Here is a 24,105-nt window from a genome sequence, read left to right as displayed (position 1 = left end):
AACATGTCACGTCTGTTATCACGCTGGCAGCAGCCGAACGCGGAGGGGCGCACCCAGTCCGTTACGCCGGAAAGCGCGGGGTGGGGCTACGTCGGCTTTGAGGCGTATGAGCTGCAGGAGGGGCAGACGCTGACGCTGCCCGCCATCAGCGAAGAGCGCTGCCTGGTGCTGGTTGCCGGGCGGGCCTCCATCAGCACGCCTTCCGCGCAGTTTAACGATATCGGCGAGCGGATGAGCCCGTTCGAGCGCATCAAGCCCTGGGCGGTGTACGTCACCCCGCAGGAGACGGTGCAGGTGAAGGCGCTGACGACGCTGGAGCTGGCGGTCTGCGCCGCGCCGGGCAAGGGCACCTATCCGACGCGGCTGATTGCCCCGCAGGATATCGACGGTGAAGCGCGCGGCAAAGGCCACAACCAGCGCTACGTGCACAACATTTTGCCGGAAGACAGGCCCGCCGATAGCCTGCTGGTGGTGGAGGTATGGACCAACGAGGGCTGCACCAGCTCGTACCCGAGCCACAAGCATGACACGGATAACCCGCCTCAGGAGACCTACCTGGAGGAGACCTACTATCATCGCCTTAACCCGGAGCAGGGGTTCTGCATGCAGCGCGTCTACACCGATGACAGAACGCTGGATGAGTGTATGGCGGTCTATAACCGTGACGTGGTGATGGTGCCGAAGGGCTACCACCCGGTCGCGACGATGGCCGGGTATGACAGCTACTATCTCAACGTGATGGCCGGCCCGGTGCGCAAATGGATGTTCACCTGGGAAGAGGACCACGCGTGGATTAATCGGGATTATCCCGCGGACAGCGGTGGCTAGCGCGGGTTAGCCACCAGAACACCAGCGCCAGCAGGCTGACCGAGGCGCCAAGCAGGCAGACGCCCGGCCAGCCGGCACAGGCATACGCCATCGTTGTGCCGAGCGCGCCGAGCCCGCTGCCGACGGCATAAAACAGCATGTAAAGCCCGACCAGCCGGCTGTGCGCCTCGGGACGGGTGCGGAAAATCATGCTCTGATTAGTGACGTGCAGCGCCTGACCGCCCAAATCGAGCAGTATGATGCCGATAAGCAAGATCCCGAGTGAACGGTCCATCAGCGACAAGGGCCACCAGGCTAACAGTAAGATAGTCAGCGCCGCCGCGCTGGTGCGTTGGGCATATCCCCGATCGGCCCAGCGTCCTGCCCGGCCAGCCGCCAGCGCGCCCACCGCGCCAGCCAGCCCAAACGCGCCAATCGCTGTATGCGAAAAGTTAAACGGCGGTGCGCTCAGCGGCAGCACCAGTGCGCTCCAGAAAATGTTGAACGATGCAAACATCAGCAGCGCCAGCACGCCGCGTATCTGCAGCACTTTTTCCTGCCGCAGCAGCGTGAGCATTGAGCCAATCAGGTGCGGATAGCTCATCGTGGCAGTGACGGCTGGCAGGGCGGGGAGTCGCCACCACAGAGGTAACGCAATCATAAGCATCAGCGCGGCAGCGCAAAGATAAACCCCGCGCCAGCCCGCGATATCGCTGATGCCACCGGCAAAGACGCGAGCGAGCAGCAAACCTGTGAACACGCCGCCCTGTGCCGCGCCGACAACGCGTCCCTGTTCATGGGGCGACGCGGCGCTGGCGGCGTAGGCGATCAGCCCCTGCGTCATGGCCGTGCCCAACATACCGGTCGCAAGCATACCGATAAGCAGCGCTGAAGAGGACTGTGCCATGCTGACGGAAACCAGCGCCACCACCAGAGCAATCAGCTGTACTGCCATGAGTCGTCGACGATCCACTTTGTCACCCAGAGGAACGACAAGCAAAAGAGCCAGCGCGCAGCCAATTTGCGTCGCGGTCACCACGCCACCCACGGCCGCATGGCTGATGCCGAAATCGTTCGCCAGCGCGTCAAGCAAAGGCTGGGCGTAATAGACGTTTGCCACGCTTAGGCCGCTGGCGGTGGCGAACAGCCAGACCATGCTGCGCGGCATGTCGGCTGAAGGAAGGGCTGACGTCAGTGACATATTCAAAATCCTCGCCTGTGATAACCTGGTTTTAAAATGAAACTGGTTGAATGCTAGGCTAAGCAGTTTTAAAATGCAACTAGTTATAGAGTGGCCTTTGCGAGGAAAACAGGTGATGTCCCGAAATACGGTAAAAGAGGAATATTGTCCCGTTGCCCGCAGCGTTGACCTGCTCGGGGATCGCTGGTCGCTTCTTATTGTGCGTAATGCGTTTGACGGCATGACGCGCTTCGGGGATTTTCAGCGCAGCCTTGGGGTGGCGCGCAACATCCTTTCTGACCGGCTTCGCAAGCTGGTTGAGGCGGAAATCCTGACGTTACAGGGAGCATCGGACGGCACGGCTTATCAGGAATATGTTCTGACCGACAAAGGCGAACGTCTTTTCCCCGTGATCGTGGCGCTGCGTCAGTGGGGAGAGCAAAATCTGTTTGCGCAGGGCGAGCGTCACTCGCTGCTGATTGACAGGCGGACGGGCAGGCCGGTTCCCTTTATGGCGCCAGCAGCGCATGACGGCACTGCGCTGCTGCCGGTGGATACGGAAGTGCAGAAGACCGAATGAGTCACTCCGGTTAATTACCGCCTATCGCCTGCTCAATCGTCCGGGCAACGATCTGCGGCTGGCTTACCATCGACACGTGGCTTGCCGCCACCTCGGCGGTTTTCGCATGGATCGTCTTCGCCATCGCCCGTTCAAGATCGGGGTTGATCATACGGTCATTCTTGCTGACCACATACCAGCTCGGTTTGTCATGCCACGCCGCGTGGGCGACCTTTTCACCAAACGCCTCGGCCTTAATCGGCCCCTGCGTGGCTGCAATCGTATCTTGAATGGCTGGCTTCACGTCAGGCGCGAAGTCCTTTCTGACGGCTCCTGTCGGCAGGTATAAATAGCCGTCCGCCGATTTAGCAATGCCCGCGCTGCCCGGCGGGGCAGGGAAGCTTCCTGCCAGATCCGCCGTCGACTGGCCGGAGTCCGGCGCGAACGCCGCCACGTACACCAGCGATTTTACCCGCGCATCGTTGCCCGCCTCGCTAATCACGGTGCCGCCCCAGGAGTGGCCCACCAGCACCACGTCACCCTGGGCGCGGGCGATGGCCCGCCGCGTGGCCGCAACGTCATCCTTAAGCGACGTGAGCGGGAGCTGGACGGCAATGACCTCGGCGTGCTGTTTCTGCAGCAGGGTAATCACCTTATTCCAGCTACTGCCGTCGGCAAACGCGCCGTGGACCAGCACCACACTGGTTTTATTCTGTGCAAACGCGCTGGCGGAAAGCGCCAGCAGGCCTGCCGTCACTACAGACAGTGCTTTCATCTTCAGACTCCTTAAAAATGGTGGACCGCCGCGTGGGGCGGGACGGTGAATTCAACGGTTTTGTGGTCGAGCGGCTTGTGCGTCGGGTCGGCCAGAATAATTGTCACCTTGTGTTTACCGGCGGGCAGCCCCACCAGGATCACCGGCTCTCCGCTGGCGTCAGCCCAGTGCCACGGCGCGTCATCCACCACCACGTGAATGTGCCCGATGCGCGGGGTAACCTTGAGCGCTTCGGGGCCGAATACCGGCTCGATGCGCAGGTTTTCGGCACGGTACTGAATAAACACCGCGCCTTTGCTCAGCGGCCCGGCAAGCGGGGGATCGACTATCAGCTTTGCGGGCGGCTGCGGCTGCGCCAGCGGCGCAACGGCGGCGGGGCCGTTCACGTCCGCGGCGCTCAGGTTGTCCAGCGGTGTGGCCCGGGCATGGGCTACAGATGCCAGGACAAGCAGGGGGATAAGTGCATAACGACGAATCATGGGTTCTCTCCTCATCGGTTCTGAATGGCGACAGGGAAAGAAAACCATTTTTATGTATCGGAGATATTTGCCGGAGGCGGCGTTTTGTACCCGTTTGTCAGCGTGGTGCTCTGGATACAGTGCGATACAGTTTGCCTGCGTGGACGGCGCACAATCGCTATCGCCAGCCCGGCAATCACCAGCGTCAGCCCCGTTGAAACCCACATTGCACCCGCGATCCCCAGGGTTTTATTCAGCCACGCATAGGCAAACGGTGAGGCTGCCGCCATTAGCTGGCCTGGGATCAGCAGCATCCCCGTGCGGCGGGCATAGCTTTCGGTGCTAAACAGCTCCAGCGGCAGGGTGGCTTTTACGATGGTGACCAGCCCGTTGATGGCGCCGTAGCCCAGCACAAACCCGGCTGCACACCACGCAAACAGGGCGCTGCTCATCCCCAGAAGAAAGCAGAGCGGCATGGCGAGCGCGGTAAAAAGCGTCAGTTTGAAGGGGGTTAAGCGGGCACCCGCCAGCACTTCCAGCGAGCGGGCGCACGTCTGGCCGATCCCCCACAGCATGCCGATGGCGACCGGCAGGCCAAAGTGGGCAATAAACTCCGGCAGATGGGTGGATGTGCCGTTAGAGACAAAGGTGATGAGGGCAATGAAGGCGGCATAAAGCCAGGCGTTATGCCGCTCGTTGTTCAGCGGCGGCGCAGTGACCTTTGTCGTCACCGTCAGCCTTTGCCGGGGAAGCGTTCGAATCAGCATCGCGCTCAGCAGGCCGAAGAGAGCATAGACGCGCAGTGCCTCCTGCCAGCTCATGACCTGAAGCAGGGCATCACCCAGCGGCCAGAAAACGGCGGAGGCCAGCCCGCCCGACAGCGTGACGCGTGAGATCGTTCTTCGCGCCTGCTGCCCGTAGAGGTTTACCAGCGCGGCGAACAGCGCGTCGTACAGCGACAGGCGCATCCCTGTGCCGCCGATAAGCCAGGCGCAGTACCAGCCAAAAAGCGTCTGGGTATACGCCATCCCTGCGCAGCCTGCGGCGATCAGCAACGTGCCGCTCATCACCACTTTCTGACCGCCAAAGCGTGCCAGCAGGCGGGCGACAAACGGAGAAACTGCCGCCATCACCAGCATCGCCAGCGTCAGGCCGAGGTAAATCTGCGGTGATGACCATCCCCGGTCGGCTGAAATCGCCATTGCAAAGGTGCCGGGCATATAAAACGAGATCCCCCAGTTGATAAGCTGATTACATCCCGCCGTGAGGGCGAGGCGGCGTGGCAGGGCGGGTGTTTCCATTGTTTTTCATTCCGTTATGCAGTTGTCCTGAGCATAACTCGCGCGCTATTGTGCTGGCAGGGCAGCAACCTTATGCGCGGTATAAGAGAAACTTTGAATGACAACGCTTAATCTGGGCTATCTCGCCACGTTCCGTCTGGTGATCCAGCGCGGCAGCTTTTCAGCGGCAGCGGATGTGCTGGGTATTTCCCAGCCCGCCGTCAGCCTGCAAATACGCCAGCTGGAGCAATTTCTGCAAACGCGGCTGGTGGAGCGTACCGGGCGAGGGATAAAGGCGACTCCTGCCGGAGAAGCATTGATGGCGCATGGGGAGCGTATTCAGCAGGCAGTGGATGCCGCCATTCGGTCCGTGAGCGCATTCAGCCACGATGTGAGCGGCACCATTACGCTTGGCACGGGGGCAACGGCCTGCATCCATCTTCTGCCCCCGCTGCTGGAGAAGCTGCGCCAGGACTATCCGCTCCTGAGCGTGGAGGTGACGACGGGCAACACCCTCGACATCGTCAGGGCCATCGAAGAGAACCGGCTCGATATGGGGCTGGTGACGCTGCCGGTGAGCGGCAGAGCGCTGGACGTCATGCCGGTGATGGACGAAGAGTTTGTCTTTATCGCGTCGCGGGAGCAGCAGGATGCTTTCAGGGACTTTACCCCGGAGGCGCTGCACGCTCAGCCGCTGATTGCCTTTGAATCAGGCAGCGGTACCCGGGCGCTGATCGATGGCTGGTTTGCGGCTAATGGATTAGCGATCGCACCGGTGATGCAGCTTGGCAGCATCGAGGCGATCAAACGCATGGTTCGCGCGGGGCTGGGCTACAGTATTGTGCCGCGAATGGCGGTCGAACAGGATGCCGATCGCGAAGGGCTATGCGTGATGTCGCTTACGCCCATGCTGCAGCGGCAGCTGGCGGTGGTAATGCGACAGGATAAAATCCTCAGCAAAGGGATCGCGGCCATTATTCGGCTCGTGCAGCATCCTGCGGCAGTTTAGCGATCGGTGGTGTCGACGGTCAGGCTGGATTGCTGCGACTGGGTTTTGTCCTGATGGTGGTACCAGGCACCAATTGAAGAGTAAACGAAGCGGCCAAAGAAAAACAGGAAGCTGATGAGCAGTATGATGCGGGTCATTCGGGTATTAAATTGATGTCGTTTGCGCATACGCGTGACCTGACTCACTCTGTTTTTCCTGGATAAGCCCTTTTGGGCGACAAGGATATTAAGGCACAGGGGGAAGATGGGGTCAATTCTGAAGTGTGTAAATAACCGTCAATGTTTACATTGATTAATGTTATTGAAATTAATTAATGCATTTATCATATTGATAATATGAAGAAAATAATTTCAAAAAAATGCCGCAAAAAGTTATTTGCGTAAAGTAGTTTGATTTAAGTCAACGGCTTCCCGGCCCTGATATTTAAAATCCTTCCTCCATACTGTTCGCCCCGCACGCCGCCGGGCGGCGCGTACGTCAGGTTGGATGCCTGTCTTTATTTTCCCTCTGGAGCGAAAGGGGTTTAACCGGGCATCTATGAACATTCTGGCTTTCCTGAAAAAAAATGAAAACCGCTGGTGGGCATTACCGCTTATTTTGCCTGTGGTTTTACTTCCCGTGCTGAGCATCGCGAATACATTCACGCAGCTGGGCGACGGCATTGCGGCACTCTATTATTTACCCCTCTCATTTTTGCTTTCGCTGATGATGTTCTTTGGCCTGGAAGCGCTGCCCGGGATCGTATTGTCGCTGTTTATCCGCTATTACCCGTCGGTCGGGATGTTTGAAACCGTCGCGGGGATCTTCCACTTTGTCGTCCCTTTAGTGCTCAGCTGGGGAGGCTACCGGGTATTTTCGCCCAGACGGAATATGACGGCGTACGGCGACGTGCGGCTGATGGCGCAGCGCATCTTCTGGCAAGTCTTCTGCCCCGCGACGCTATTTATGGTGCTGTTTCAGTTTGCGGTGTATTTAGGCGTGTATGAGAGCCGTCAGAGCCTTGCGGGATTAAATCCCCTCAATATTCGCACGCTCATCAACTATCAGACGCTGCTGGTCAGCGGGCTAACGGGCGTGCCGCTGAGCTATCTGCTGATCCGCCTGCTTCGACATCCGCGCTATATCAAAAGCCTTCTCTCGCAGATCCGTTCCGAGATAGACAAAAAGGTGACGGTCGTTGAGTTGCTGGTGTGGGCTATCGCGCTTGGCGGGCTGCTTTCGCTGCTGCTGATTCCGATGAATGAGAACAGCTCCATTTTCACCACCAACTACACTCTTTCCCTGCTGATGCCGGTGATGCTCTGGGGCGCGATGCGTTTTGGCTATAAGCTGATTTCGCTTATCTGGACGCCGATACTGCTGGTGTCTATTCACTATTTTTATCGCTATATCCCGGTAAATCCGGGGTATGACATTCAGCTGGCGATCACCTCTTCCAGTTACCTGGTCTTCTCCTTCGTGGTGATTTATATGTCGATGCTGGCAACACGGCAGCGCGCGGCGAACAAACGCTCCCGCAGGCTGGCGCTGCTCGACCCGGTCGTCCATATGCCTAACCTGCGGGCGCTGTCGCGCGATCTGGCGAAAAACCCGTGGTCGGCGCTCTGCCTGCTGCGCATTCCGGAGCTGGAAATTCTGGGCCGAAATTACGGCGTGTTGCTGCGGATTCAGTACAAGCAGCAGCTGGCGCAGTGGGTGAATGGCATTCTCCAGCCCAATGAGCTGGTGTATCACCTGACCGGGTATGACCTGGCGGTACGGCTCAACGCGGAATCGCACCAGCAGCGGATTGAAGCCCTGGACGAGCATATCAAGCAGTTCCGCTTTGTCTGGGACGGCATGCCGCTGCAGCCGCAGGTGGGCGTGAGCTATTGCTATGTCCGGTCCCCGGTTAACCATCTTTATCTGGTGCTGGGCGAGCTGGGCGTGGTTGCCGACCTGTCGCTCTCCTCCAACCATCCGGAAAATCTTCAGCAGCGGGGTGCCGTCCATTTGCAGCGCAACCTGAAAGATAAGGTCGCGATGATGAGCCGCCTGCAAAAGGCGCTTGATAACGACGAATTCACCCTGCTGGTTCAACCCGTTCGCGGCCTGCGCGGCGATTGCTATCACGAAGTCCTGCTCCGGATGCCGGATATCAACGGGCTATTGATCTCCCCCAACCAGTTCCTGCCCGTCGCGCAGGAGTTTGGTCTCTCTTCCCGGGTAGATTTGTGGGTGCTGGAGCATACCTTACGCTTCCTGTCCGCGCATCGCGAAAGACTGCCCGGCCAGCGCTTTGCCATTAATCTGGCCCCGTCGACCGTGTGTCGGGTGCAGTTTCCGCTTGAGGTGAGTCGCCTGCTGGCGAAATACGCCATTGAGCCGTGGCAGCTAATCTTTGAAGTGACGGAGTGCAGCACCTTTAGCAATGCAGAGCAGGCGCTACACATCCTCCGGCAGCTGCAGAAAACGGGGGTACGTATTGCGATTGATGATTTTGGCACCGGCTATGCGAGCTATGCGCGGCTGAAAAGCGTGGACGCGGATATTCTCAAGATTGACGGCAGCTTTATTCGCAATATCGTCAATAACAGCCTGGATTATCAGATTGTGGCGTCTATCTGCCATCTTGCGCGCATGAAGAAAATGCTGGTGGTGGCGGAGTATGTTGAAAGCGAAGAGATACGTAGCGCGGTTCACGCGCTAGGCATCGATTATGTGCAGGGCTATCTGATTGGCAGACCGGTGCCGCTTGAGTCACTGCCGGAAGCAGAGGCGTCCTGCGCGGACGCCTGAGCCGTTACGCGGCGACGTCGGCGCTCTCTTCTTCAATTTTAAGCAGCCAGCCGGTGACCGCTTCCCAATACTGCTGCTCTTTTTCCAGATCCAGCAGGACCAGCGCGTTCTGGCTGAACCAGTCGTGCGGGAAGCTCAGCGTCCAGTGATGGTCGTCTGTTTTCAGTTTTAACGTTGGGGGCGTCGTTGTCGCCTGGCGCTGGTTATTGAGCAGTACGCCCAGACGCAGCAGCTGTATAAGCGGCAGGAACTGTTTTTTCTTGAACAGCGTGAAGCGCGGCAGGTCGTCGAGCTTGATCGCTTTGCGGTGATAACGCACCAGGGTCGCCATCATGGTTTGCTGCTCCTGGTTGAAGCCAGGCAGATCGCTATTTTGCAGAATGTAGGCCGAATGGCGATGCATCCCGCTGTGGTTGATGTTGAGCCCCACCTCGTGGAGCATTGCGGCCCATTTTAACAGCGCGGCAAGCTGCGGGTGCGCGAGCTTCGGATTCTGCTCTTCCCACTGCTCGTACATCTGCACCGTGGTGTCCAGCACGCGCTTCGCCTGCTCGCGGTCTATGTTGTACTGGTTAGCCAGGCTTTGTGCGGTGCGGCTGCGAATATCCTGATGGCGGAAGCGGCCTTCCATCTCATACAGCACGCCTTCGCGCAGCGCGCCGTCGGAAAGGCGCAGCTCTTTAATGGCGAGGGCATCAAACACGCCGCAGAGGATGGCCAGCCCCGGTACGAAGACCACCTTACGCTCGTCGGAAAGACCCGGCAGGCTTAAGGCGTCAAAACTTTTATGCTTCAGCACCTCTTCGGTCAGCAACGTCAGGCGTTCGGGCGTGATAAACCCGTCTTTTTCACCCATCGCCAGCAGCACTTCATGCGCCGCTTTGATGGTACCCGACGCGCCAAGCGCCACGTTCCAGCCCTGGATACGGTACTGCCAGGCCAGGTTTTCCAGCTTCTGGACAGCCGCCATCCGCGCACGCTGGAAGTTCTCGCGGGTGATGCTACCGCCCGGGAAATACATCTGTGCGAAGCTGACGCAGCCCATACGGCGGCTTTCCACCAGGCGCGGCTCAAAGTCTTCGCCGATCACAAGCTCCGTAGAACCGCCGCCGATGTCGATCACCAGCTTGCGCCCTTTTTCCGGCTGGGTGTGCTCGACGCCCATGAAGATCAGACGCGCTTCCTCGTTGCCGGAGATGATCTCAATCGGGTAGGGGATCACCTTTTCGGCCCGCTTGAGAAACTCAGGTGCGTTCAGGGCCTGGCGCAGGGTGTGGGTGCCCACGATGCACACGCTGGAGGGCGAGAAGCCCTGCAGGCGCTCAGCAAACAGCGACAGGCAGTTTAACCCGCGCTCCATCGCCTCTTCGCTGAGCATGCTGCGTTCATCAAGACCATCCGCCAGGTGTACGCGCTGCTTCAGACGACCGATGATCTGCAGCGCGCCATCCACCTCACGGGCGATGACCATGTGGAAACTGTTAGAGCCAAGGTCGACCGCGGCGAATTCCTGCGGGCGTGGGGTCTTATCATTTATCGGCATAGGTTAATCGGGTTGCTCGAGTGATTTGATATAGTCGTAAATCGCCAGTTGCGACCGCACTTTGCGGCGGTTGCCGCGCGGCACATAGCGGTTACTGAGTTCTTTGTCGATATAGCGTGCTTTCACGGTATCGCTGAACAGAATCTCGATGATGTCGAGGATCTGCTGCTTCAGACGCGGATCCAGCAGCGGTGCCGCGACTTCAATACGGTAGTCAATATTGCGCGTCATCCAGTCTGCCGAAGAGAGATAGACCTGTTTATCACCCGCATTATCAAAAATATAGATCCGATCGTGTTCCAGGTAACGGTCAACAATGCTGATCACACGAATATTGTCGCTGATGCCTTCCAGTTCCGGGATCAGCGAGCACATGCCGCGGATCAGCAGGTTAACCGGCACGCCTGAGCTGGACGCCGCGTACAGCCTGTCCACCAGCCCTTTGTCGACCAGGTTATTAAGCTTCAGCGTGATGCCGGACGACAGCCCTTTCTGGGCATTGGCGATCTCTTTATCGATCATATCGTACAGCAGGCGGCGCGAGTTCTGCGGCGAGACCAGCAGATAGTCAAAGCTCACCGGACGGTACGGGTTTTCGATAAAGTTAAAGACCCGGCGCACTTCGTTAGTAATGCGGGCGTCGGCGGTTAAGAGCGAGTAGTCGGTATAAATTCGCGCCGTTTTCTCGTTAAAGTTCCCGGTACCGATGTGGGCATAGCGCACTACATCGTCACCCTCTTTACGGGAAATCAGGAACAGCTTGGCGTGAATTTTCAGCCCCGGCGCGGAGAAGATTACGTGCACACCGGCTTCCGTCAGACGGCGCGCCCAGTGAATGTTGGCCTCTTCGTCGAAGCGCGCCTGCAGCTCAACCACCACGGTGACTTTTTTGGCGTTGTGCGCCGCGTGGATCATCGCGTCGATGATGCGGGAATCTTTTGCCACGCGGTAGATGTTGATTTTGATCGCCAGCACGCTCGGATCGAACGAGGCCTGACGCAGCAGTTCGAGCACGTGCTCAAACGTGTGATACGGATAGTAAAGCAGCACGTCGCGTTCGCGAATGGCGTCGAATCCGTTGCGGAATTTATCGAACCACAGATGGCGCAGGCGCGGCAGCGGCTTGTTCACCAGATTGGCTTTGCCGACGTTCGGGAAGCCAATAAAGTCTTTAAAGTTGTGGTAACGACCGCCCGGCACGATGGAGTCATAGCGCGAAATGGTCAGTTTATCGCGCAGCATCTCCACCATGGCATCCGGCATATCACGCTGATAGACAAAGCGCACCGGCTCGGCCGTCAGGCGCTGTTTCAGGCTGGAGGACATCAGCTCCATCAGGCTGGCTTCCATCTCGTGCACCAGGTCATATTCGGCGTCACGGGTCATCTTCATCGAATAGGCGTTTAACGCATCGTAATCGAAGAAGCCTTTGAAGATGTCGTCCAGACAGTAGCGCAGGATGTTGTCCAGCAGGATCATCGGCTTGCGTCTGCGAGGGGTTTCCGGCGGCAGGTTCACAAAGCGGGGCACCTTGTCGGACGGGATCTCCAGCAGCGCGTAACGGATAGACTCACCGCGAATAATTTCCACCGCCAGGTAGGTGTAATCATCTTTCAGGAACTGAACCAGATCGGTTTCGCGGTTGATGAGAATCGGGGTAATGTGCTGGCGCAGGTAGTGTTTGAAGTAGTGGCGCAGCCAGTTTTGTTGGTTAACGGAAAGCTGGCGTTCGTTAATCAGGAAGATTTGATTGCGCGCCATCTCCAGCAGCAGTTCGTTATACAGGCCGTCAAATTCCTGATCGGCTTTCAGCACGCGGGACTGGATTTTGCCCAGCAGATGCCGCGAGTGCGAGTTTAAGCCCTGTTCTTCGCTGATGATGATGCGTCTTTTCAGCTCGGCAAAGCGAACCTTGTAGAACTCATCCAGGTTGTTGGAATAAATGCCCAAAAAACGCATGCGCTCGATAAGCGGGTTACTTTTGTCTGCCGCTTCCTGGAGTACACGTTCGTTGAATGCTAACCAGCTTAGCTCTTTCTCGATATATAACTTTTCCTGACCCATTACAGCTCACACTCCAGTTCAATCACAGGACGTGGTAAATCCGTCTCGTCCTTATTATGGCGAGCAATTCCACGATATGTCCAACAGTGCCAGAAAAGTATGACAGTTATTTTTTTTGTTGGGGATTTTAGAAGGTTGGAGAAGGGGATATCGGGTAATGCAATGTACAGGTCGGGTAAGCGCAGCAGCGCCACCCGACATAACAAACTACTCTTCGGCCGCATAACCCTGCGGGGGTAACTTCACGCCGTCCAGCCAGGCTGCACCGTCGCGCATCTCGAGACGCCCGTCGACAAACCAGCTGACCACCAGCGGGTAAATGGCGTGTTCCTGGGTCTGCACGCGTTCGGTCACGTCTTCTTCGCTGTCGCCGTCAAAGACCGGAACTTTCGCCTGCAGGATCACCGGACCGCCGTCCAGCTCGTCGGTAACGAAATGCACGGAGGTGCCGTGCTCCTCATCGCCGTTTTCCAGAACCTGACGATGGGTATGCAGGCCGGGATATTTTGGCAGCAGGGAAGGGTGGATATTCAGCAGACGACCGGCGAAGTGTTCGACGAAGGCCGGGCTCAGAATACGCATATAGCCCGCCAGCACGACCACGTCCGGCGCGTAGGCATCAATCTCATGCACCAGCTCGCGGTCAAAGGCTTCACGCCCGGCGAACTGGCTGGCTTCCAGCGCGTGCGCGGGAATGTTCGCTTCCCGCGCGCGCTCAAGGCCGAACGCGTCGGCCTTGTTGCTGAAAACTGCCCGAATGGTGCCATTGATTTTCTTCTGCTTGCAGGCGTCTATGATGGCCTGCAAATTGCTTCCGTTGCCGGAAATGAGCACCACGATGTTTTTCATTCAATGACCACACGCTGTTCGGAATCGGAAGCTTTAATCGTACCGATTTTCCACGCGTTTTCACCTTTTTCAGTCAGCAGCTTAACCGCTTTATCCGCTTCGCTTGCCGGCAGGGCGATAACCATGCCCACGCCGCAGTTAAAGGTGCGGTACATTTCGTGAGAGCTCACGTTGCCTGCGGTCTGCAGCCAGTTAAACACGGCTGGCCACTGCCATGACGATTCGTCGATCACCGCCTGGGTGTTGTCCGGCAGGACGCGCGGGATGTTTTCCCAGAAGCCGCCGCCGGTCAGGTGAGCGATAGCGTGAACGTCGACGTTCTCAATAAGCTCAAGCACGTTTTTCACGTAGATGCGGGTCGGCGCCAGCAGATGGTCAGCCAGCGGTTTGCCGTCAAGCTCGGTCGTCAGCGGGTCACAACCGCTCACTTCGAGGATTTTACGCACCAGGGAGTAGCCGTTGGAGTGCGGGCCGCTGGAGGCCAGCGCGATCAGCACATCGCCATCGGCCACTTTGCTGCCGTCGATAATTTCTGATTTTTCTACTACGCCGACGCAGAAGCCCGCGACGTCATAATCTTCGCCGTGATACATGCCCGGCATTTCCGCGGTTTCACCACCGACAAGCGCACAGCCGGACTGCAGACAGCCTTCGGCGATACCGTTAATCACGCTGGCAGCGGTATCCACGTCCAGTTTGCCGGTCGCGTAGTAATCGAGGAAGAACAGCGGCTCTGCGCCCTGTACCACCAGGTCATTCACGCACATCGCGACCAGATCGATACCGATCGTGTCGTGACGTTTTAAATCCATCGCCAGGCGCAGTTTGGTGCCTACACCGTCAGTACCCGAGACCAGAACAGGTTCACGATATTTTTGCGGCAGCGCGCACAGTGCGCCGAATCCACCCAGACCACCCATCACTTCCGGGCGGCGGGTTTTTTTCACCACACCTTTGATTCGGTCAACCAGCGCATTACCTGCGTCAATATCAACACCGGCATCTTTGTAGCTGAGAGAAGTTTTGTTGGTCACGGCTTAAATCCCCACGCGATTGCATAGCTAGTAAGAAAAATCGGCGCAATTCTAACAGTCCAGGCAAACGTTTGCGAGCCTATTCTGGACGTGGGGATCTTTTTTTCTGTGTGCCTTATGAATGCAGCCAAACTTGACTCTGTTCACGAAAATGAAACCGGTTTCTGAGAACTGCTTGCAACAGCTACGCCCTTTGCACATCATCGAACTGAAACCGGTTTCTGTAATTGTTTTTGCAGAAAATAACGCAGAATGAGGGAAAGCGAATGTCAGGATTTAAAGCAGATTTTCTGTGGGGCGGGGCCGTTGCGGCGCACCAGCTGGAAGGCGGCTGGAAAGAGGGCGGCAAGGGCGTGAGCGTTGCCGATGTCATGACCGCGGGGGCGCACGGCGTGCCGCGTGAAATCACCAACGGCGTGCTGGAGGGGAAAAATTATCCTAACCATGAAGCCATCGATTTCTACCACCGCTATAAAGAAGACATCAGACTCTTTGCCGAGATGGGGTTCAAATGCTTCCGCACCTCTATTGCCTGGACGCGGATCTTCCCGAAAGGCGACGAGCTTGAGCCTAACGAGGCTGGCCTGAAATTCTATGACGATCTGTTCGACGAATGCCTGAAGTACGGCATCGAACCGGTTATCACCCTGTCTCACTTCGAAATGCCTTTCCATCTGGTCACCGAATACGGTGGCTGGCGCAACCGTAAGCTGATCGACTTCTTCGTTCGTTTTGCAAAAGTGGTGTTCCAGCGCTACCAGCATAAGGTGAAGTACTGGATGACCTTCAACGAGATCAACAACCAGGCTAACTTCCACGAAGACTTTGCGCCGTTCACGAACTCCGGGCTGAAGTACGCGCCGGGTGAAGACCGTGAGCCAGTGATGTTCCAGGCGGCGCACTATGAGCTGGTGGCCAGCGCCCTGGCGGTGAAGGCGGGGCGCGAGATTAACCCGTCGCTGCAGATTGGCTGCATGATTGCCATGTGTCCTATCTACCCGCTGACCTGTGCGCCGGACGATATGATGATGGCGATGAACGCCATGCATCGCCGCTACTGGTTCACCGACGTGCACGTGCGCGGCAGGTACCCGCAGCACCTGCTCAACTACTTCGAACGTCGCGGCTTCGCGCTGGATATAACCGAAGAGGATAAAGCCGCGCTGAAGCAGGGCTGCGTCGATTACATCGGCTTCAGCTACTACATGTCCTTCGCCACCAAGGCGACGGCGGACAACCCGCAGCTGGATTACGACGAAAGCAAGAGCCTGGTCTCTAACCCGTACGTCCAGAAATCCGACTGGGGCTGGCAGATTGACCCGGTCGGGCTGCGCTACTCCCTGAACTGGTTCTGGGATCACTACCAGCTGCCGCTGTTTATCGTTGAGAACGGCTTTGGCGCGATCGACGTGCAGGAGAGCGACGGCACGGTGAACGACCAGTACCGTATTGATTATCTGGCCGCCCACATCCGCGAGATGAAAAAAGCGGTGGTGGAAGATGGCGTGGATCTGATGGGCTACACCCCGTGGGGCTGTATCGACCTGGTGTCTGCCGGCACGGGCGAAATGAAAAAACGCTACGGCTTTATCTTTGTCGATAAAGATAATGAAGGCAACGGCACGCTGAACCGCAGTAAGAAAAAATCGTTCGACTGGTATAAGCAGGTTATTGCCAGCAACGGAGAGCAGCTCTAAGCGCTACCGGGAGAACCCCGCAAAAAAGCCGGAGCCCAGTCTCCGGCTTTTTTGTCTTTGCTTGATCCCTGTCAAGCAACATGGGTATGGCCTAATCTGAAAAAAGCGGTATAATCCCGCGATTTTTTTGCGGACGCCACCTCAGAGGAGAAAGAGAATGAAGATTGTGGAAGTGAAACACCCACTCGTTAAACACAAGTTGGGCCTGATGCGTGAGCATGACATCAGCACGAAGCGTTTTCGCGAACTGGCATCTGAAGTCGGCAGCCTGCTGACCTACGAAGCGACCTCTGATCTGGAAACCGAAAAAGTCACCATCGAAGGCTGGAACGGCCCGGTGCAGGTTGAGCAGATCAAAGGTAAGAAAATTACCGTGGTGCCAATCCTGCGTGCCGGTCTCGGCATGATGGAAGGCGTGCTGGAGCACGTGCCAAGCGCGCGTATCAGCGTGGTGGGTATCTACCGTAACGAAGAGACCCTCGAGCCGGTTCCTTACTTCCAGAAGCTGGTCTCTAACATCGACGAGCGCATGGCGCTGGTGGTTGACCCAATGCTCGCGACCGGTGGCTCAATGATTGCCACCATCGACCTGCTGAAAAACGCGGGCTGCAACAGCATTAAGGTACTGGTACTGGTTGCCGCTCCGGAAGGGATCGCGGCGCTGGAAAAAGCGCACCCGGACGTTGAGCTGTATACCGCCTCTATCGACCAGGGCCTGAACGAGCACGGGTACATCATCCCGGGGCTCGGCGATGCCGGCGATAAGATCTTTGGTACGAAATAATCGAATAACGATAAATAAGCCGACTTTGATAGTCGGCTTTTTTTTGAATAAAACACCAACAATACTACACAGAGGAAAACACTATGACACGCCGTGCTATCGGGGTGAGTGAAAGACCGCCGCTTTTACAGACTATCCCGCTTAGTTTGCAGCACCTGTTCGCCATGTTTGGCGCAACCGTGCTGGTGCCAATCCTGTTCCACATTAACCCGGCCACCGTGCTGCTGTTCAACGGCATCGGTACGCTGCTGTACCTCTTTATCTGTAAAGGCAAAATCCCGGCGTATCTCGGGTCGAGCTTCGCCTTTATCTCGCCGGTGTTGCTGCTGCTGCCGCTGGGTTATGAAGTCGCGCTGGGCGGCTTTATCATGTGTGGCGTCCTGTTCTGCGTGGTGTCCTTCATTGTGAAGAAAGCCGGTACCGGCTGGCTGGACGTGATGTTCCCCCCTGCGGCGATGGGCGCAATCGTTGCGGTCATCGGTCTTGAGCTGGCGGGCGTCGCGGCGAATATGGCCGGTCTGCTGCCTGCTGACGGTCAGTCACCGGATTCCAAAACCATTATCATCTCGCTGGTAACGCTGGGCGTAACGGTGTTTGGCTCCGTGCTGTTCCGCGGCTTTATGGCGATTATCCCGATCCTGATCGGCGTGCTGGCGGGCTATGCGCTCTCCTTCGCGATGGGCGTGGTGGACACCACCCCGATTGCCGAGGCGCACTGGTTCGCCCTTCCAACCTTCTATACGCCACGCTTTGAATGGTTTGCTATTTTCACCATTCTGCCTGCGGCGCTGGTGGTGATTGCGGAGCACGTCGGCCACCTGGTGGTGACGGCGAACATCGTTAAGCGCGATTTAATCCGCGACCCGGGCCTGCACCGCTCCATGTTTGCGAACGGTTTCTCCACCATCATTTCCGGTTTCTTTGGCTCGACGCCAAACACCACCTACGGTGAGAACATCGGCGTGATGGCGATTACCCGCGTCTACAGTACCTGGGTTATCGGCGGCGCGGCGATTATCGCCATTCTGCTCTCCTGCGTCGGTAAACTGGCGGCAGCGATTCAGATCATTCCGGTGCCGGTAATGGGCGGCGTTTCTCTGCTGCTGTACGGCGTGATCGGCGCCTCCGGTATTCGCGTGCTGATTGAATCCAAAGTGGATTACAGCAAGGCGCAAAACCTGATCCTGACCTCCGTTATCCTGATCATCGGCGTGAGCGGTGCTAAGGTGCACATTGGTGCGGCCGAGCTGAAGGGCATGGCGCTGGCGACCATCGTCGGCGTGGGCCTGAGCCTGATCTTCAAGCTGATCTCGGTGATCCGCCCTGAAGAGGTGGTACTGGACGCGGACGAAAGCGAAAAAGCGTCACATTGATCGAAAAGTCGGGCGAGGGATCGCCCGGTTCTCTCCTTGCAGGTTCCGTGTTAAACTCCTTTCCGATTTTACGTAGGATCTCTGGTTGAGGTATTTCTGAACGGACCGGCACAGCTCTCTCTGCCACTTTATCTCCCTGACGACGAAACTTTCGCGAGTTTCTGGCCGGGTGATAACCCCTCTTTACTGGCTGCACTGCAAAACGTGCTGCGCCAGGATCACAGCGGATACATCTATATCTGGTCACGCGAAGGCGCGGGGCGCAGCCACCTGCTGCATGCCGCCTGCGCGGAGCTTTCGGCGCGCGGAGATGCGGTAGGCTACGTGCCGCTGGATAAACGCACCTGGTTCGTGCCTGAGGTGCTGGAGGGAATGGAACATCTCTCGCTGGTCTGCATCGATAATATCGAGTGCGTGGCGGGGGACGAGCCGTGGGAAATGGCGATCTTCAACCTCTACAACCGCATCCTGGAGTCGGGCAAAACCCGGCTGCTGATCACCGGCGATCGTCCGCCGAGACAGCTCAATCTGGGGCTGCCGGACCTGGCGTCTCGTCTGGACTGGGGGCAAATCTACAAGCTTCAGCCGCTGTCGGATGAAGATAAGCTTCAGGCGTTACAGCTGCGCGCAAAGCAGCGTGGGTTTGAGCTGCCGGAGGACGTGGGGCGCTTCCTGCTCAAGCGGCTGGATCGCGAAATGCGCACGCTGTTTGACACGCTCGATCAGCTCGATCGCGCCTCCATTACCGCCCAGCGCAAGCTGACCATTCCGTTCGTGAAAGATATTCTTAAGCTTTGAGTTTGTTCGCCCGGTGGCGGCTACGCCTTACCGGGCCTACGAAAACCGTTATTTTCCGTACTTATTGATCATCTCCTCCATTATCAAAATATCGTATTGTAAATGCTCAACCAGAAGTGGAATCGGTCTTCCCGACGCCACGCTCCGTCCGTTTTCGCGCCATAGCGCCGTACCGCTGATGTCCAGATGCGCCCACGGGATTGTCGGCGGGCAAAAGTGGTGCAGCAGCCACGCCGCCGAAGCACTGATTGCTGCATTATTGGTCGGCGTGTTGCACAGATCGGCGATGGTACTCTCGGTCTGCTTTTTCAAGCGGGCATCCAAGGGTAAAGACCACACTTCGTCACTGCTTCTTTTCCCGGCTCGGATGAGAAAATCGCGCATCAACTCATTTTGCGTCATTAAACCACTGAATTCATACCCCAGCGCTTTAACCACTGCACCGGTTAGCGTTGCTATATCAATAATATATTGAGCCTGTGGGTGCCGCTGGCTGGCCCAGGCGATGGCGTCCGCCAGCACCAGTCGGCCTTCGGCATCGGTGTTGTTGATTTCAACCGTGATGCCGTTGCAGGCCGTTGCTACCGTGCCGGGCTGCATGGCGTCCGGGCCGATGGCGTTTTCCGCCAGCGCCAGCACGCCCATGATGCGCACGGGCAGCGCCAGCTCTGCGACGGTGAGCATCAGCCCCAGCACGTTGGCCGCACCGCACATGTCGTATTTCATGGTGTACATGCCCGCGCCTTCCTTCAGCCACAGGCCACCGGTATCGAAGGTAATGCCTTTACCCACATAGCAGCGCACCGGGCCGTCGTTGACGCCGTCATAATGAATAGCCAGCAGGCGCGGCGGACAGGTCGCCCCTTTGCCAACGGCCTGCAGCAGCCCCAGACCCTGCTCAGCAATAGCCTTTTCGTTCAGCACTTCGCAGCGCAGGGCGGGGAAGGCGGCACAGAGCCTTTGCGCCTCTTCCACCACAAACTGCGGCGTGCATCGGTCGGACGGGATATCCGCCAGACGTCGCGCCGCGACCATGCCGTGGGCGATGGCCTGCTGCTGGCGGAAAACACCCTCCAGTTTTGCCTGCTGTTCCGGCAGGCAGAGGGCGGTGATGTTCGCAAGTCGCACCGCCGATTCATCCGTTTTCTTCAGCTTCAGGTCGCTCAGCCTGTGCGCCTGATTAAAGAGAAAACGCAGCACCTGCGCCAGCACCACATCGTCGATAGCAGTAACGTCCAGTATCAGCTCGGGGCTGACGGGCGAGGCCAGCAGCGGGCGCAGCGCCGTCAGCAATCCTTCGGTCAGGCTATCCTGCCAGAGGGCATCCGGCAGCAGGGTGATCCGGGCAAACGGGGCGCAGCCAAAGCGGGTGTCAGCGATGCTGGCAGACTCGCGCATTTCCGCGACAAGCGCCGTTTCGGGCAAATGCGTACAGGAGGCGGACGCAATCAAATGGCTTTGCGGAGCCGCGTCAGAAAGCGCGGTGATAAACTGATACGTAATCATCATGACTCCTCAATCGGCGCGCGGATCCGCGCGGCATAGGCCTGCATCCACTCATCGTCTACGGCGTAATAATGCGTTTTCTCCCGCAGGCGTTCGGTACGAAAAACGGTGAGGGGCTGGCGATCCGTCGCCACCACAAACGAGAACGTTTTGATGTTGGTGGCGGCCCCGAACTCGCCTCTCTTGTTCATGCACACCACGGAAAGATCGCCCGCGCGGCCAAAGCGCGACATCAGCTTGTCTTCCAGCTCGAACACCACTGAATCCGCCGCCTGCTGCGGCGTCATACCCTGCGCCATTCGGCGGACAATTTCGTAGCTGGTGCAGCCTTTCATCAGATCTTCACCGACGCCCGTGGCGGTGGCGGCGCCGGTTTCACTGTCGCAGTAAAAGCCGGAACCAATAATGGGCGAATCCCCGAGTCGACCACGTTTCTTCATGAACAGGCCGCTGGTGGAGGTGGCGACGCTCATTGACCCTTGTTTATCGAGTCCGATAATGCCGACGGTGTCATGCCCGTCGTAAGGGCTTAAGCCCTTATCCAGCGTCTCGCGGCAGCGCTTGCGGTAGTGCTGCATGGCGCGGTCAGTGAGCATGGTTTTGTCGGCGAAGCCCTGGCTCAGCGCCCATTCCCGCGCGCCCTGGCCGACAAGCAGGCTGTTGTAGCGCTGGCGGCTTAACGCATGCGCCACGCGCACCGGGTTGGCGATATCCACCAGGTTGCCCACGGCGCCAAACGCCAGCGTATCGCCGTCCATGTAGGCGGCGTCCAGCTCCACCTCGCCATTTTCGGTGGGCAGCCCGCCGTAGCCGACGGATTTATAAAACGGAAAGTCTTCGACGGCGGCGACTGCATCCACCACCGCTGCAGAGACCGGTTTTCCCGCAGCCAGCGCTGACGCAGACTCCGTAACGCCTTCAAGCGCCATTCTCCAGGTCGCGATAATTCCCCACATGCTTTACTCCTGTTTTGCAAGGGTGGTGTCGGTTTGCGTAACGGTGGCCATTTCCGCCGCGCGGTACTGTTTGTCCACGATACGCATGAAAGGCAGATACAGCATGGCGCCAATCAGCAGGTTGATAAGCTGCATGACGCTGCCGCTCAGGTGTCCGGTAACGATAAAGCCGCTGATGACCGGCGGCAGCGTCCAGGGAATAAACACCCCGGTGGTGACGGCAACCGCGCCAATCTTCATCGCCGCATACTGCACGGTGACCAGCACCAGCGGCACCAGGTTGAACGGGATGAGCATGATCGGGTTCATGATCACCGGCAGGCCAAACAGGATCGGTTCGTTGATGTTAAACACCGATGCCCCGGCGCCGAGGCGCGCCACTTCACGCATGTTTTTGCTGCGGGCGAAAATCAGCATCGCAATCACCAGCGACAGCGTGGCCCCCGCGCCGCCCATCCAGATCATGTCAAAAAACTGTTCAGTAATAATGTGCGGCGGCGTCGCGCCTGCCTGAATCGCGGCGATGTTGTCGGTCTGGTTCTCCATCCACAGTGGGCGAATGATTCCGTTGATCATCGAGCCGGAGTTAATGCCCACTGACCACAGAATGGTGATGCTGAACACCGTCATCAGCGCGCCAAAGTAAGAGGTGCCGTAGTGGCGCACCGGCGTGGCAACCACTTCGTAAATAAACTGGTGGATGGTGTTGTAGTGGGTGTTTTCAAACACGATGCGGATACCCAGTACCAGAATCATCACCAGCAGGGCCGGGATCAGCGCGGCGAACGACTCCTGCACCGCCGGAGGCACGCCGTCCGGCATTTTGATCACCAGCTTTTTGCGCTTGAGCCAGCAGAACAGCTCCGTCCACAGCAGGGAACCGATCATCGCCACGAACAGCCCCTTGCTGCCAATCCACTCCACCGGAATGACGGTGATACCGCCGTTTTCCGCCACTTTGATAAAGGGTGTCAGGATGAGAAAGGCGACCAGCGCCAGGATGCCGCAGGAGATGCGATCCTCGCCATAGTGTTCCGCCAGGCGGAAGGCGACCAGGAAGCTGATGAACAGCGACATGGTGGAGAACACCGCGTTGAACGGGATTTCAATAATGGCGCTCCAGCTCTCACCAAAGGCCTGAGACATAAACTGCTGATAGGCTTGATTCGGGAACGATGAGATCACCAGCAGAATAGAGCCGACGATGATAAACGGCATGAATGACACGTAGGCGCCGCGAATGGCCCCGAGATGGCGCTGCTGGGCCGTTTTGGCCGCCAGCGGCATCAGTTTTGCTTCAAGAAATCCCAGAACATTGTTCATTGTGAACTCCGTACAAGATTGAGGGGTGTTGTTTGTGTTATGTCTGGGGATTATCAGTGAAGCGTGGCGAGCGAAAGGTGAAATTGGTCACAAAGCAATCGCTTTTGTAGTATAAATCTCACAAGATTGGTTCTGAGGATCCTGCGATGGAAATTAAACTGCATGCTAATGCAACCACGACGCCGCGCATCCGTCGCTATCTTCAGCAGTCAGATAAAAGCGACAGAGAGCTTGCTACCGAGCTGGGTATTTCGGTCACTACCGTCAGGCGCTGGCGCAACCGCGAGCAGGTTTCGGATAACCATACGACGCCAAAAGTGATACACAAAGCATTGAGACAGGAGCAGGTTGCGCTGGTCAATGCCCTGCGGGATATCACTGGCGCCCCGCTGGACGAACTGCTGCAGATGGTCAATAGCGGACTCGGGATCGCCGTGTCCCGCGCGACCCTGAATCGCTATCTCAAACCGGCTTCGGTAAAGCAGAAGGGCGCGACGTTGCAGGGAAAAAAGGCGCTGAAGGCAGGCATCGTGCCGCAAAAACTCCTGTTACATCATCAGCCTCTGTCGCTGCATATGGACGATGGCGGGGAGCAGCATCTGCTGTGGGCGCGTGAACCCGTGAGCGGCTGGTGCTACGCCCGGCTGTACGCGGGCATTTCTCCGCAGTTGCTGGCCCACTGGGCGAACGACGCGCTGGCAGCCTGTCCGGCTGATATCCAATCTGTTGAGACTTTTGGTTTTGAGGTGAAGCTTGAGGAGCGTAATACCACCGTGACAGCGCATCCGCAGCAGTACCGCGCCGTTCAGGTTGCTCTGCCGCTATGTGAAATCATCCCACGTCTGAACAGTGAACCGGCAGGCGAACTGTTGATCCAGCTGTGCGAATTTTACAACCGGAGAAAAGCGCAGAAAAAGCTGGGAGAGAGTACGCCGCAGGCCTTTCTGGAAGCGCTGCGGCATAAGAACTAGAGGATCTCGAGCACGTCTTCCGGCGGGCGTCCAATGCGCGCCTGGCCGTTCGCCACCACAATCGGGCGCTCAATCAGCTTTGGATTTTCAACCATCGCCTGGATCAGCTCAGCCTCGGTGAGACGGCTGTCATCCAGGTTAAGCGACTTATACAGATCTTCTTTCTGGCGCATCAACTCTCTTGCACTGCCCATTCCCAGCATGTGCAGCAGCTGGCGGAGGGTTTGCGCGTCAGGTGGGGTGTCGAGGTACAGCACCACTTCCGGCTCAACGCCGTTAGACTTCAGCAGGCTCAGGGTATCGCGGCTCTTGGAGCAGCGCGGGTTGTGATAGATTTTTACGGCGTCTGTCATGACGTGAA

At 57.7% G+C, this 24,105-nt stretch carries 22 protein-coding genes; 9 read left to right on the top strand and 13 right to left on the bottom strand.

Features of this window, described 5'->3' with window-relative positions; all coding sequences use genetic code 11:
* Positions 1-3: 3 nt before the first annotated feature.
* A complete protein-coding gene (iolB, locus tag ACMWLG_RS11895; RefSeq protein ID WP_045620596.1) occupies positions 4-828 on the top strand; it encodes a 5-deoxy-glucuronate isomerase in 825 nt (274 codons plus the stop codon).
* Here iolB and ACMWLG_RS11890 read toward each other — a convergent pair.
* Positions 794-2,008, bottom strand: a complete 1,215-nt coding sequence (locus ACMWLG_RS11890) for an MFS transporter (RefSeq protein WP_045399679.1) — start codon at positions 2,006-2,008, stop codon at positions 794-796. The two genes, iolB and ACMWLG_RS11890, sit on opposite strands and share 35 nt — an antisense overlap.
* A gap of 115 nt (positions 2,009-2,123) precedes the next feature.
* Here ACMWLG_RS11890 and ACMWLG_RS11885 point away from each other — a divergent pair, with 115 nt between their 5' ends.
* Positions 2,124-2,567, top strand: coding sequence for a winged helix-turn-helix transcriptional regulator (locus ACMWLG_RS11885; protein ID WP_045399683.1), 444 nt, complete (start codon positions 2,124-2,126; stop codon positions 2,565-2,567).
* A 10-nt stretch (positions 2,568-2,577) separates the two neighbouring features.
* Here ACMWLG_RS11885 and ACMWLG_RS11880 read toward each other — a convergent pair whose 3' ends face one another.
* Genes ACMWLG_RS11880 through ACMWLG_RS11870 form a run of 3 tightly spaced genes read right to left on the bottom strand, consistent with a single transcriptional unit; the run spans position 2,578 to position 5,080 of the window.
* On the bottom strand, positions 2,578-3,321 hold the full coding sequence (locus ACMWLG_RS11880) for an alpha/beta fold hydrolase (protein WP_045399687.1): 744 nt from the start codon (positions 3,319-3,321) through the stop codon (positions 2,578-2,580).
* Positions 3,322-3,332: 11 nt separating this feature from the next.
* A complete protein-coding gene (locus tag ACMWLG_RS11875; RefSeq protein WP_045399690.1) occupies positions 3,333-3,800 on the bottom strand; it encodes a DUF6130 family protein in 468 nt (155 codons plus the stop codon).
* A 50-nt stretch (positions 3,801-3,850) separates the two neighbouring features.
* Positions 3,851-5,080 (bottom strand): MFS transporter, encoded by a 1,230-nt coding sequence (locus ACMWLG_RS11870; RefSeq protein WP_045399692.1) that lies wholly within the window; start codon positions 5,078-5,080, stop codon positions 3,851-3,853.
* Positions 5,081-5,177: 97 nt separating this feature from the next.
* Between ACMWLG_RS11870 and ACMWLG_RS11865 the strand changes: the two genes are divergently transcribed.
* Positions 5,178-6,068, top strand: coding sequence for a LysR family transcriptional regulator (locus ACMWLG_RS11865; protein ID WP_045399695.1), 891 nt, complete (start codon positions 5,178-5,180; stop codon positions 6,066-6,068).
* On the opposite strand, the gene ACMWLG_RS11860 is transcribed toward ACMWLG_RS11865, so the two are convergent.
* Positions 6,065-6,253: a YfgG family protein gene (locus ACMWLG_RS11860; protein WP_050582901.1), complete on the bottom strand. Its 189-nt coding sequence runs from the start codon at positions 6,251-6,253 to the stop codon at positions 6,065-6,067. The genes ACMWLG_RS11865 and ACMWLG_RS11860 overlap by 4 nt on opposite strands.
* Positions 6,254-6,605: 352 nt before the next feature.
* On the opposite strand from ACMWLG_RS11860, the gene ACMWLG_RS11855 reads away from it, so the two are divergent.
* Positions 6,606-8,846 carry an EAL domain-containing protein gene (locus ACMWLG_RS11855; RefSeq protein WP_045399698.1) on the top strand — a complete coding sequence of 747 codons (2,241 nt, stop codon included), beginning with the start codon at positions 6,606-6,608 and terminating at the stop codon, positions 8,844-8,846.
* A gap of 4 nt (positions 8,847-8,850) precedes the next feature.
* Here ACMWLG_RS11855 and ppx read toward each other — a convergent pair whose 3' ends face one another.
* The 4 genes from ppx to purM form a co-directional block, all read right to left on the bottom strand.
* On the bottom strand, positions 8,851-10,389 hold the full coding sequence (gene ppx / locus ACMWLG_RS11850; RefSeq protein ID WP_045399702.1) for an exopolyphosphatase: 1,539 nt from the start codon (positions 10,387-10,389) through the stop codon (positions 8,851-8,853).
* Positions 10,390-10,392: 3 nt separating this feature from the next.
* Positions 10,393-12,453: a polyphosphate kinase 1 gene (gene ppk1, locus ACMWLG_RS11845; protein WP_032643595.1), complete on the bottom strand. Its 2,061-nt coding sequence runs from the start codon at positions 12,451-12,453 to the stop codon at positions 10,393-10,395.
* Between the two features lie 207 nt (positions 12,454-12,660).
* Positions 12,661-13,302, bottom strand: a complete 642-nt coding sequence (gene purN, locus ACMWLG_RS11840) for a phosphoribosylglycinamide formyltransferase (RefSeq protein ID WP_023308771.1) — start codon at positions 13,300-13,302, stop codon at positions 12,661-12,663.
* Complete coding sequence (purM, locus tag ACMWLG_RS11835; RefSeq protein ID WP_008501643.1) at positions 13,299-14,336, bottom strand: phosphoribosylformylglycinamidine cyclo-ligase; 1,038 nt, start codon at positions 14,334-14,336, stop codon at positions 13,299-13,301. Before purM ends, purN begins: the two co-directional genes overlap by 4 nt.
* Positions 14,337-14,602: 266 nt before the next feature.
* On the opposite strand from purM, the gene ACMWLG_RS11830 reads away from it, so the two are divergent.
* The 4 genes from ACMWLG_RS11830 (at position 14,603) to ACMWLG_RS11815 (ending at position 18,988) form a co-directional block, all read left to right on the top strand.
* Entirely contained in the window at positions 14,603-16,033 is a 1,431-nt protein-coding gene (locus ACMWLG_RS11830) for a 6-phospho-beta-glucosidase (RefSeq protein WP_045399705.1), read from the top strand.
* A gap of 157 nt (positions 16,034-16,190) precedes the next feature.
* Complete coding sequence (upp, locus tag ACMWLG_RS11825; RefSeq protein ID WP_023308769.1) at positions 16,191-16,817, top strand: uracil phosphoribosyltransferase; 627 nt, start codon at positions 16,191-16,193, stop codon at positions 16,815-16,817.
* 83 nt (positions 16,818-16,900) lie between these two features.
* Positions 16,901-18,190, top strand: a complete 1,290-nt coding sequence (uraA, locus tag ACMWLG_RS11820; protein WP_045399708.1) for a uracil permease — start codon at positions 16,901-16,903, stop codon at positions 18,188-18,190.
* A gap of 96 nt (positions 18,191-18,286) precedes the next feature.
* Positions 18,287-18,988, top strand: a complete 702-nt coding sequence (locus ACMWLG_RS11815) for a DnaA inactivator Hda (protein WP_211438414.1) — start codon at positions 18,287-18,289, stop codon at positions 18,986-18,988.
* 48 nt (positions 18,989-19,036) lie between these two features.
* Here ACMWLG_RS11815 and ACMWLG_RS11810 read toward each other — a convergent pair whose 3' ends face one another.
* Genes ACMWLG_RS11810 through celB form a run of 3 tightly spaced genes read right to left on the bottom strand, consistent with a single transcriptional unit; the run spans position 19,037 to position 22,773 of the window.
* The gene (locus ACMWLG_RS11810) at positions 19,037-20,494 is read right to left on the bottom strand and encodes a leucyl aminopeptidase family protein (RefSeq protein WP_045399712.1); all 1,458 of its coding nucleotides are present in this window, start codon (positions 20,492-20,494) and stop codon (positions 19,037-19,039) included.
* Entirely contained in the window at positions 20,494-21,450 is a 957-nt protein-coding gene (locus ACMWLG_RS11805) for a N(4)-(beta-N-acetylglucosaminyl)-L-asparaginase (protein ID WP_045399715.1), read from the bottom strand. The genes ACMWLG_RS11810 and ACMWLG_RS11805 overlap by 1 nt, the downstream gene beginning before the upstream one ends.
* A gap of 3 nt (positions 21,451-21,453) precedes the next feature.
* Positions 21,454-22,773 (bottom strand): PTS cellobiose transporter subunit IIC, encoded by a 1,320-nt coding sequence (gene celB / locus ACMWLG_RS11800; protein ID WP_045399719.1) that lies wholly within the window; start codon positions 22,771-22,773, stop codon positions 21,454-21,456.
* A gap of 146 nt (positions 22,774-22,919) precedes the next feature.
* Between celB and ACMWLG_RS11795 the strand changes: the two genes are divergently transcribed.
* The gene (locus tag ACMWLG_RS11795) at positions 22,920-23,744 is read left to right on the top strand and encodes a helix-turn-helix domain-containing protein (RefSeq protein WP_045399722.1); all 825 of its coding nucleotides are present in this window, start codon (positions 22,920-22,922) and stop codon (positions 23,742-23,744) included.
* Here the strand turns inward: ACMWLG_RS11795 and arsC are convergent.
* On the bottom strand, positions 23,741-24,097 hold the full coding sequence (gene arsC / locus ACMWLG_RS11790; protein ID WP_023308762.1) for an arsenate reductase (glutaredoxin): 357 nt from the start codon (positions 24,095-24,097) through the stop codon (positions 23,741-23,743). The genes ACMWLG_RS11795 and arsC overlap by 4 nt on opposite strands.
* Between the last annotated feature and the right edge of the window lie 8 nt (positions 24,098-24,105).

The organism is Enterobacter sp. 01-M-02-SI-ECC, from assembly GCF_047530595.1.
GTDB classification, from domain to species: domain Bacteria; phylum Pseudomonadota; class Gammaproteobacteria; order Enterobacterales; family Enterobacteriaceae; genus Enterobacter; species Enterobacter cloacae_M.
Note: the sequence above shows the minus strand (reverse complement) of the source record. Positions and strands in the feature narration are given on the sequence as shown.

Excerpts from the sequence above, each read along its gene's own strand:
- iolB (WP_045620596.1), top strand. The coding sequence starts at position 4 with ATGTCACGTCTGTTATCACGCTGGCAGCAGCCGAACGCGGAGGGGCGC.
- ACMWLG_RS11890 (WP_045399679.1), bottom strand. The coding sequence starts at position 2,008 with ATGTCACTGACGTCAGCCCTTCCTTCAGCCGACATGCCGCGCAGCATG.
- ACMWLG_RS11885 (WP_045399683.1), top strand. The coding sequence starts at position 2,124 with ATGTCCCGAAATACGGTAAAAGAGGAATATTGTCCCGTTGCCCGCAGC.
- ACMWLG_RS11880 (WP_045399687.1), bottom strand. The coding sequence starts at position 3,321 with ATGAAAGCACTGTCTGTAGTGACGGCAGGCCTGCTGGCGCTTTCCGCC.
- ACMWLG_RS11875 (WP_045399690.1), bottom strand. The coding sequence starts at position 3,800 with ATGATTCGTCGTTATGCACTTATCCCCCTGCTTGTCCTGGCATCTGTA.
- ACMWLG_RS11870 (WP_045399692.1), bottom strand. The coding sequence starts at position 5,080 with ATGGAAACACCCGCCCTGCCACGCCGCCTCGCCCTCACGGCGGGATGT.
- ACMWLG_RS11865 (WP_045399695.1), top strand. The coding sequence starts at position 5,178 with ATGACAACGCTTAATCTGGGCTATCTCGCCACGTTCCGTCTGGTGATC.
- ACMWLG_RS11855 (WP_045399698.1), top strand. The coding sequence starts at position 6,606 with ATGAACATTCTGGCTTTCCTGAAAAAAAATGAAAACCGCTGGTGGGCA.
- ppx (WP_045399702.1), bottom strand. The coding sequence starts at position 10,389 with ATGCCGATAAATGATAAGACCCCACGCCCGCAGGAATTCGCCGCGGTC.
- ppk1 (WP_032643595.1), bottom strand. The coding sequence starts at position 12,453 with ATGGGTCAGGAAAAGTTATATATCGAGAAAGAGCTAAGCTGGTTAGCA.
- purN (WP_023308771.1), bottom strand. The coding sequence starts at position 13,302 with ATGAAAAACATCGTGGTGCTCATTTCCGGCAACGGAAGCAATTTGCAG.
- ACMWLG_RS11830 (WP_045399705.1), top strand. The coding sequence starts at position 14,603 with ATGTCAGGATTTAAAGCAGATTTTCTGTGGGGCGGGGCCGTTGCGGCG.
- upp (WP_023308769.1), top strand. The coding sequence starts at position 16,191 with ATGAAGATTGTGGAAGTGAAACACCCACTCGTTAAACACAAGTTGGGC.
- uraA (WP_045399708.1), top strand. The coding sequence starts at position 16,901 with ATGACACGCCGTGCTATCGGGGTGAGTGAAAGACCGCCGCTTTTACAG.
- ACMWLG_RS11810 (WP_045399712.1), bottom strand. The coding sequence starts at position 20,494 with ATGATTACGTATCAGTTTATCACCGCGCTTTCTGACGCGGCTCCGCAA.
- ACMWLG_RS11805 (WP_045399715.1), bottom strand. The coding sequence starts at position 21,450 with ATGTGGGGAATTATCGCGACCTGGAGAATGGCGCTTGAAGGCGTTACG.
- celB (WP_045399719.1), bottom strand. The coding sequence starts at position 22,773 with ATGAACAATGTTCTGGGATTTCTTGAAGCAAAACTGATGCCGCTGGCG.
- ACMWLG_RS11795 (WP_045399722.1), top strand. The coding sequence starts at position 22,920 with ATGGAAATTAAACTGCATGCTAATGCAACCACGACGCCGCGCATCCGT.
- arsC (WP_023308762.1), bottom strand. The coding sequence starts at position 24,097 with ATGACAGACGCCGTAAAAATCTATCACAACCCGCGCTGCTCCAAGAGC.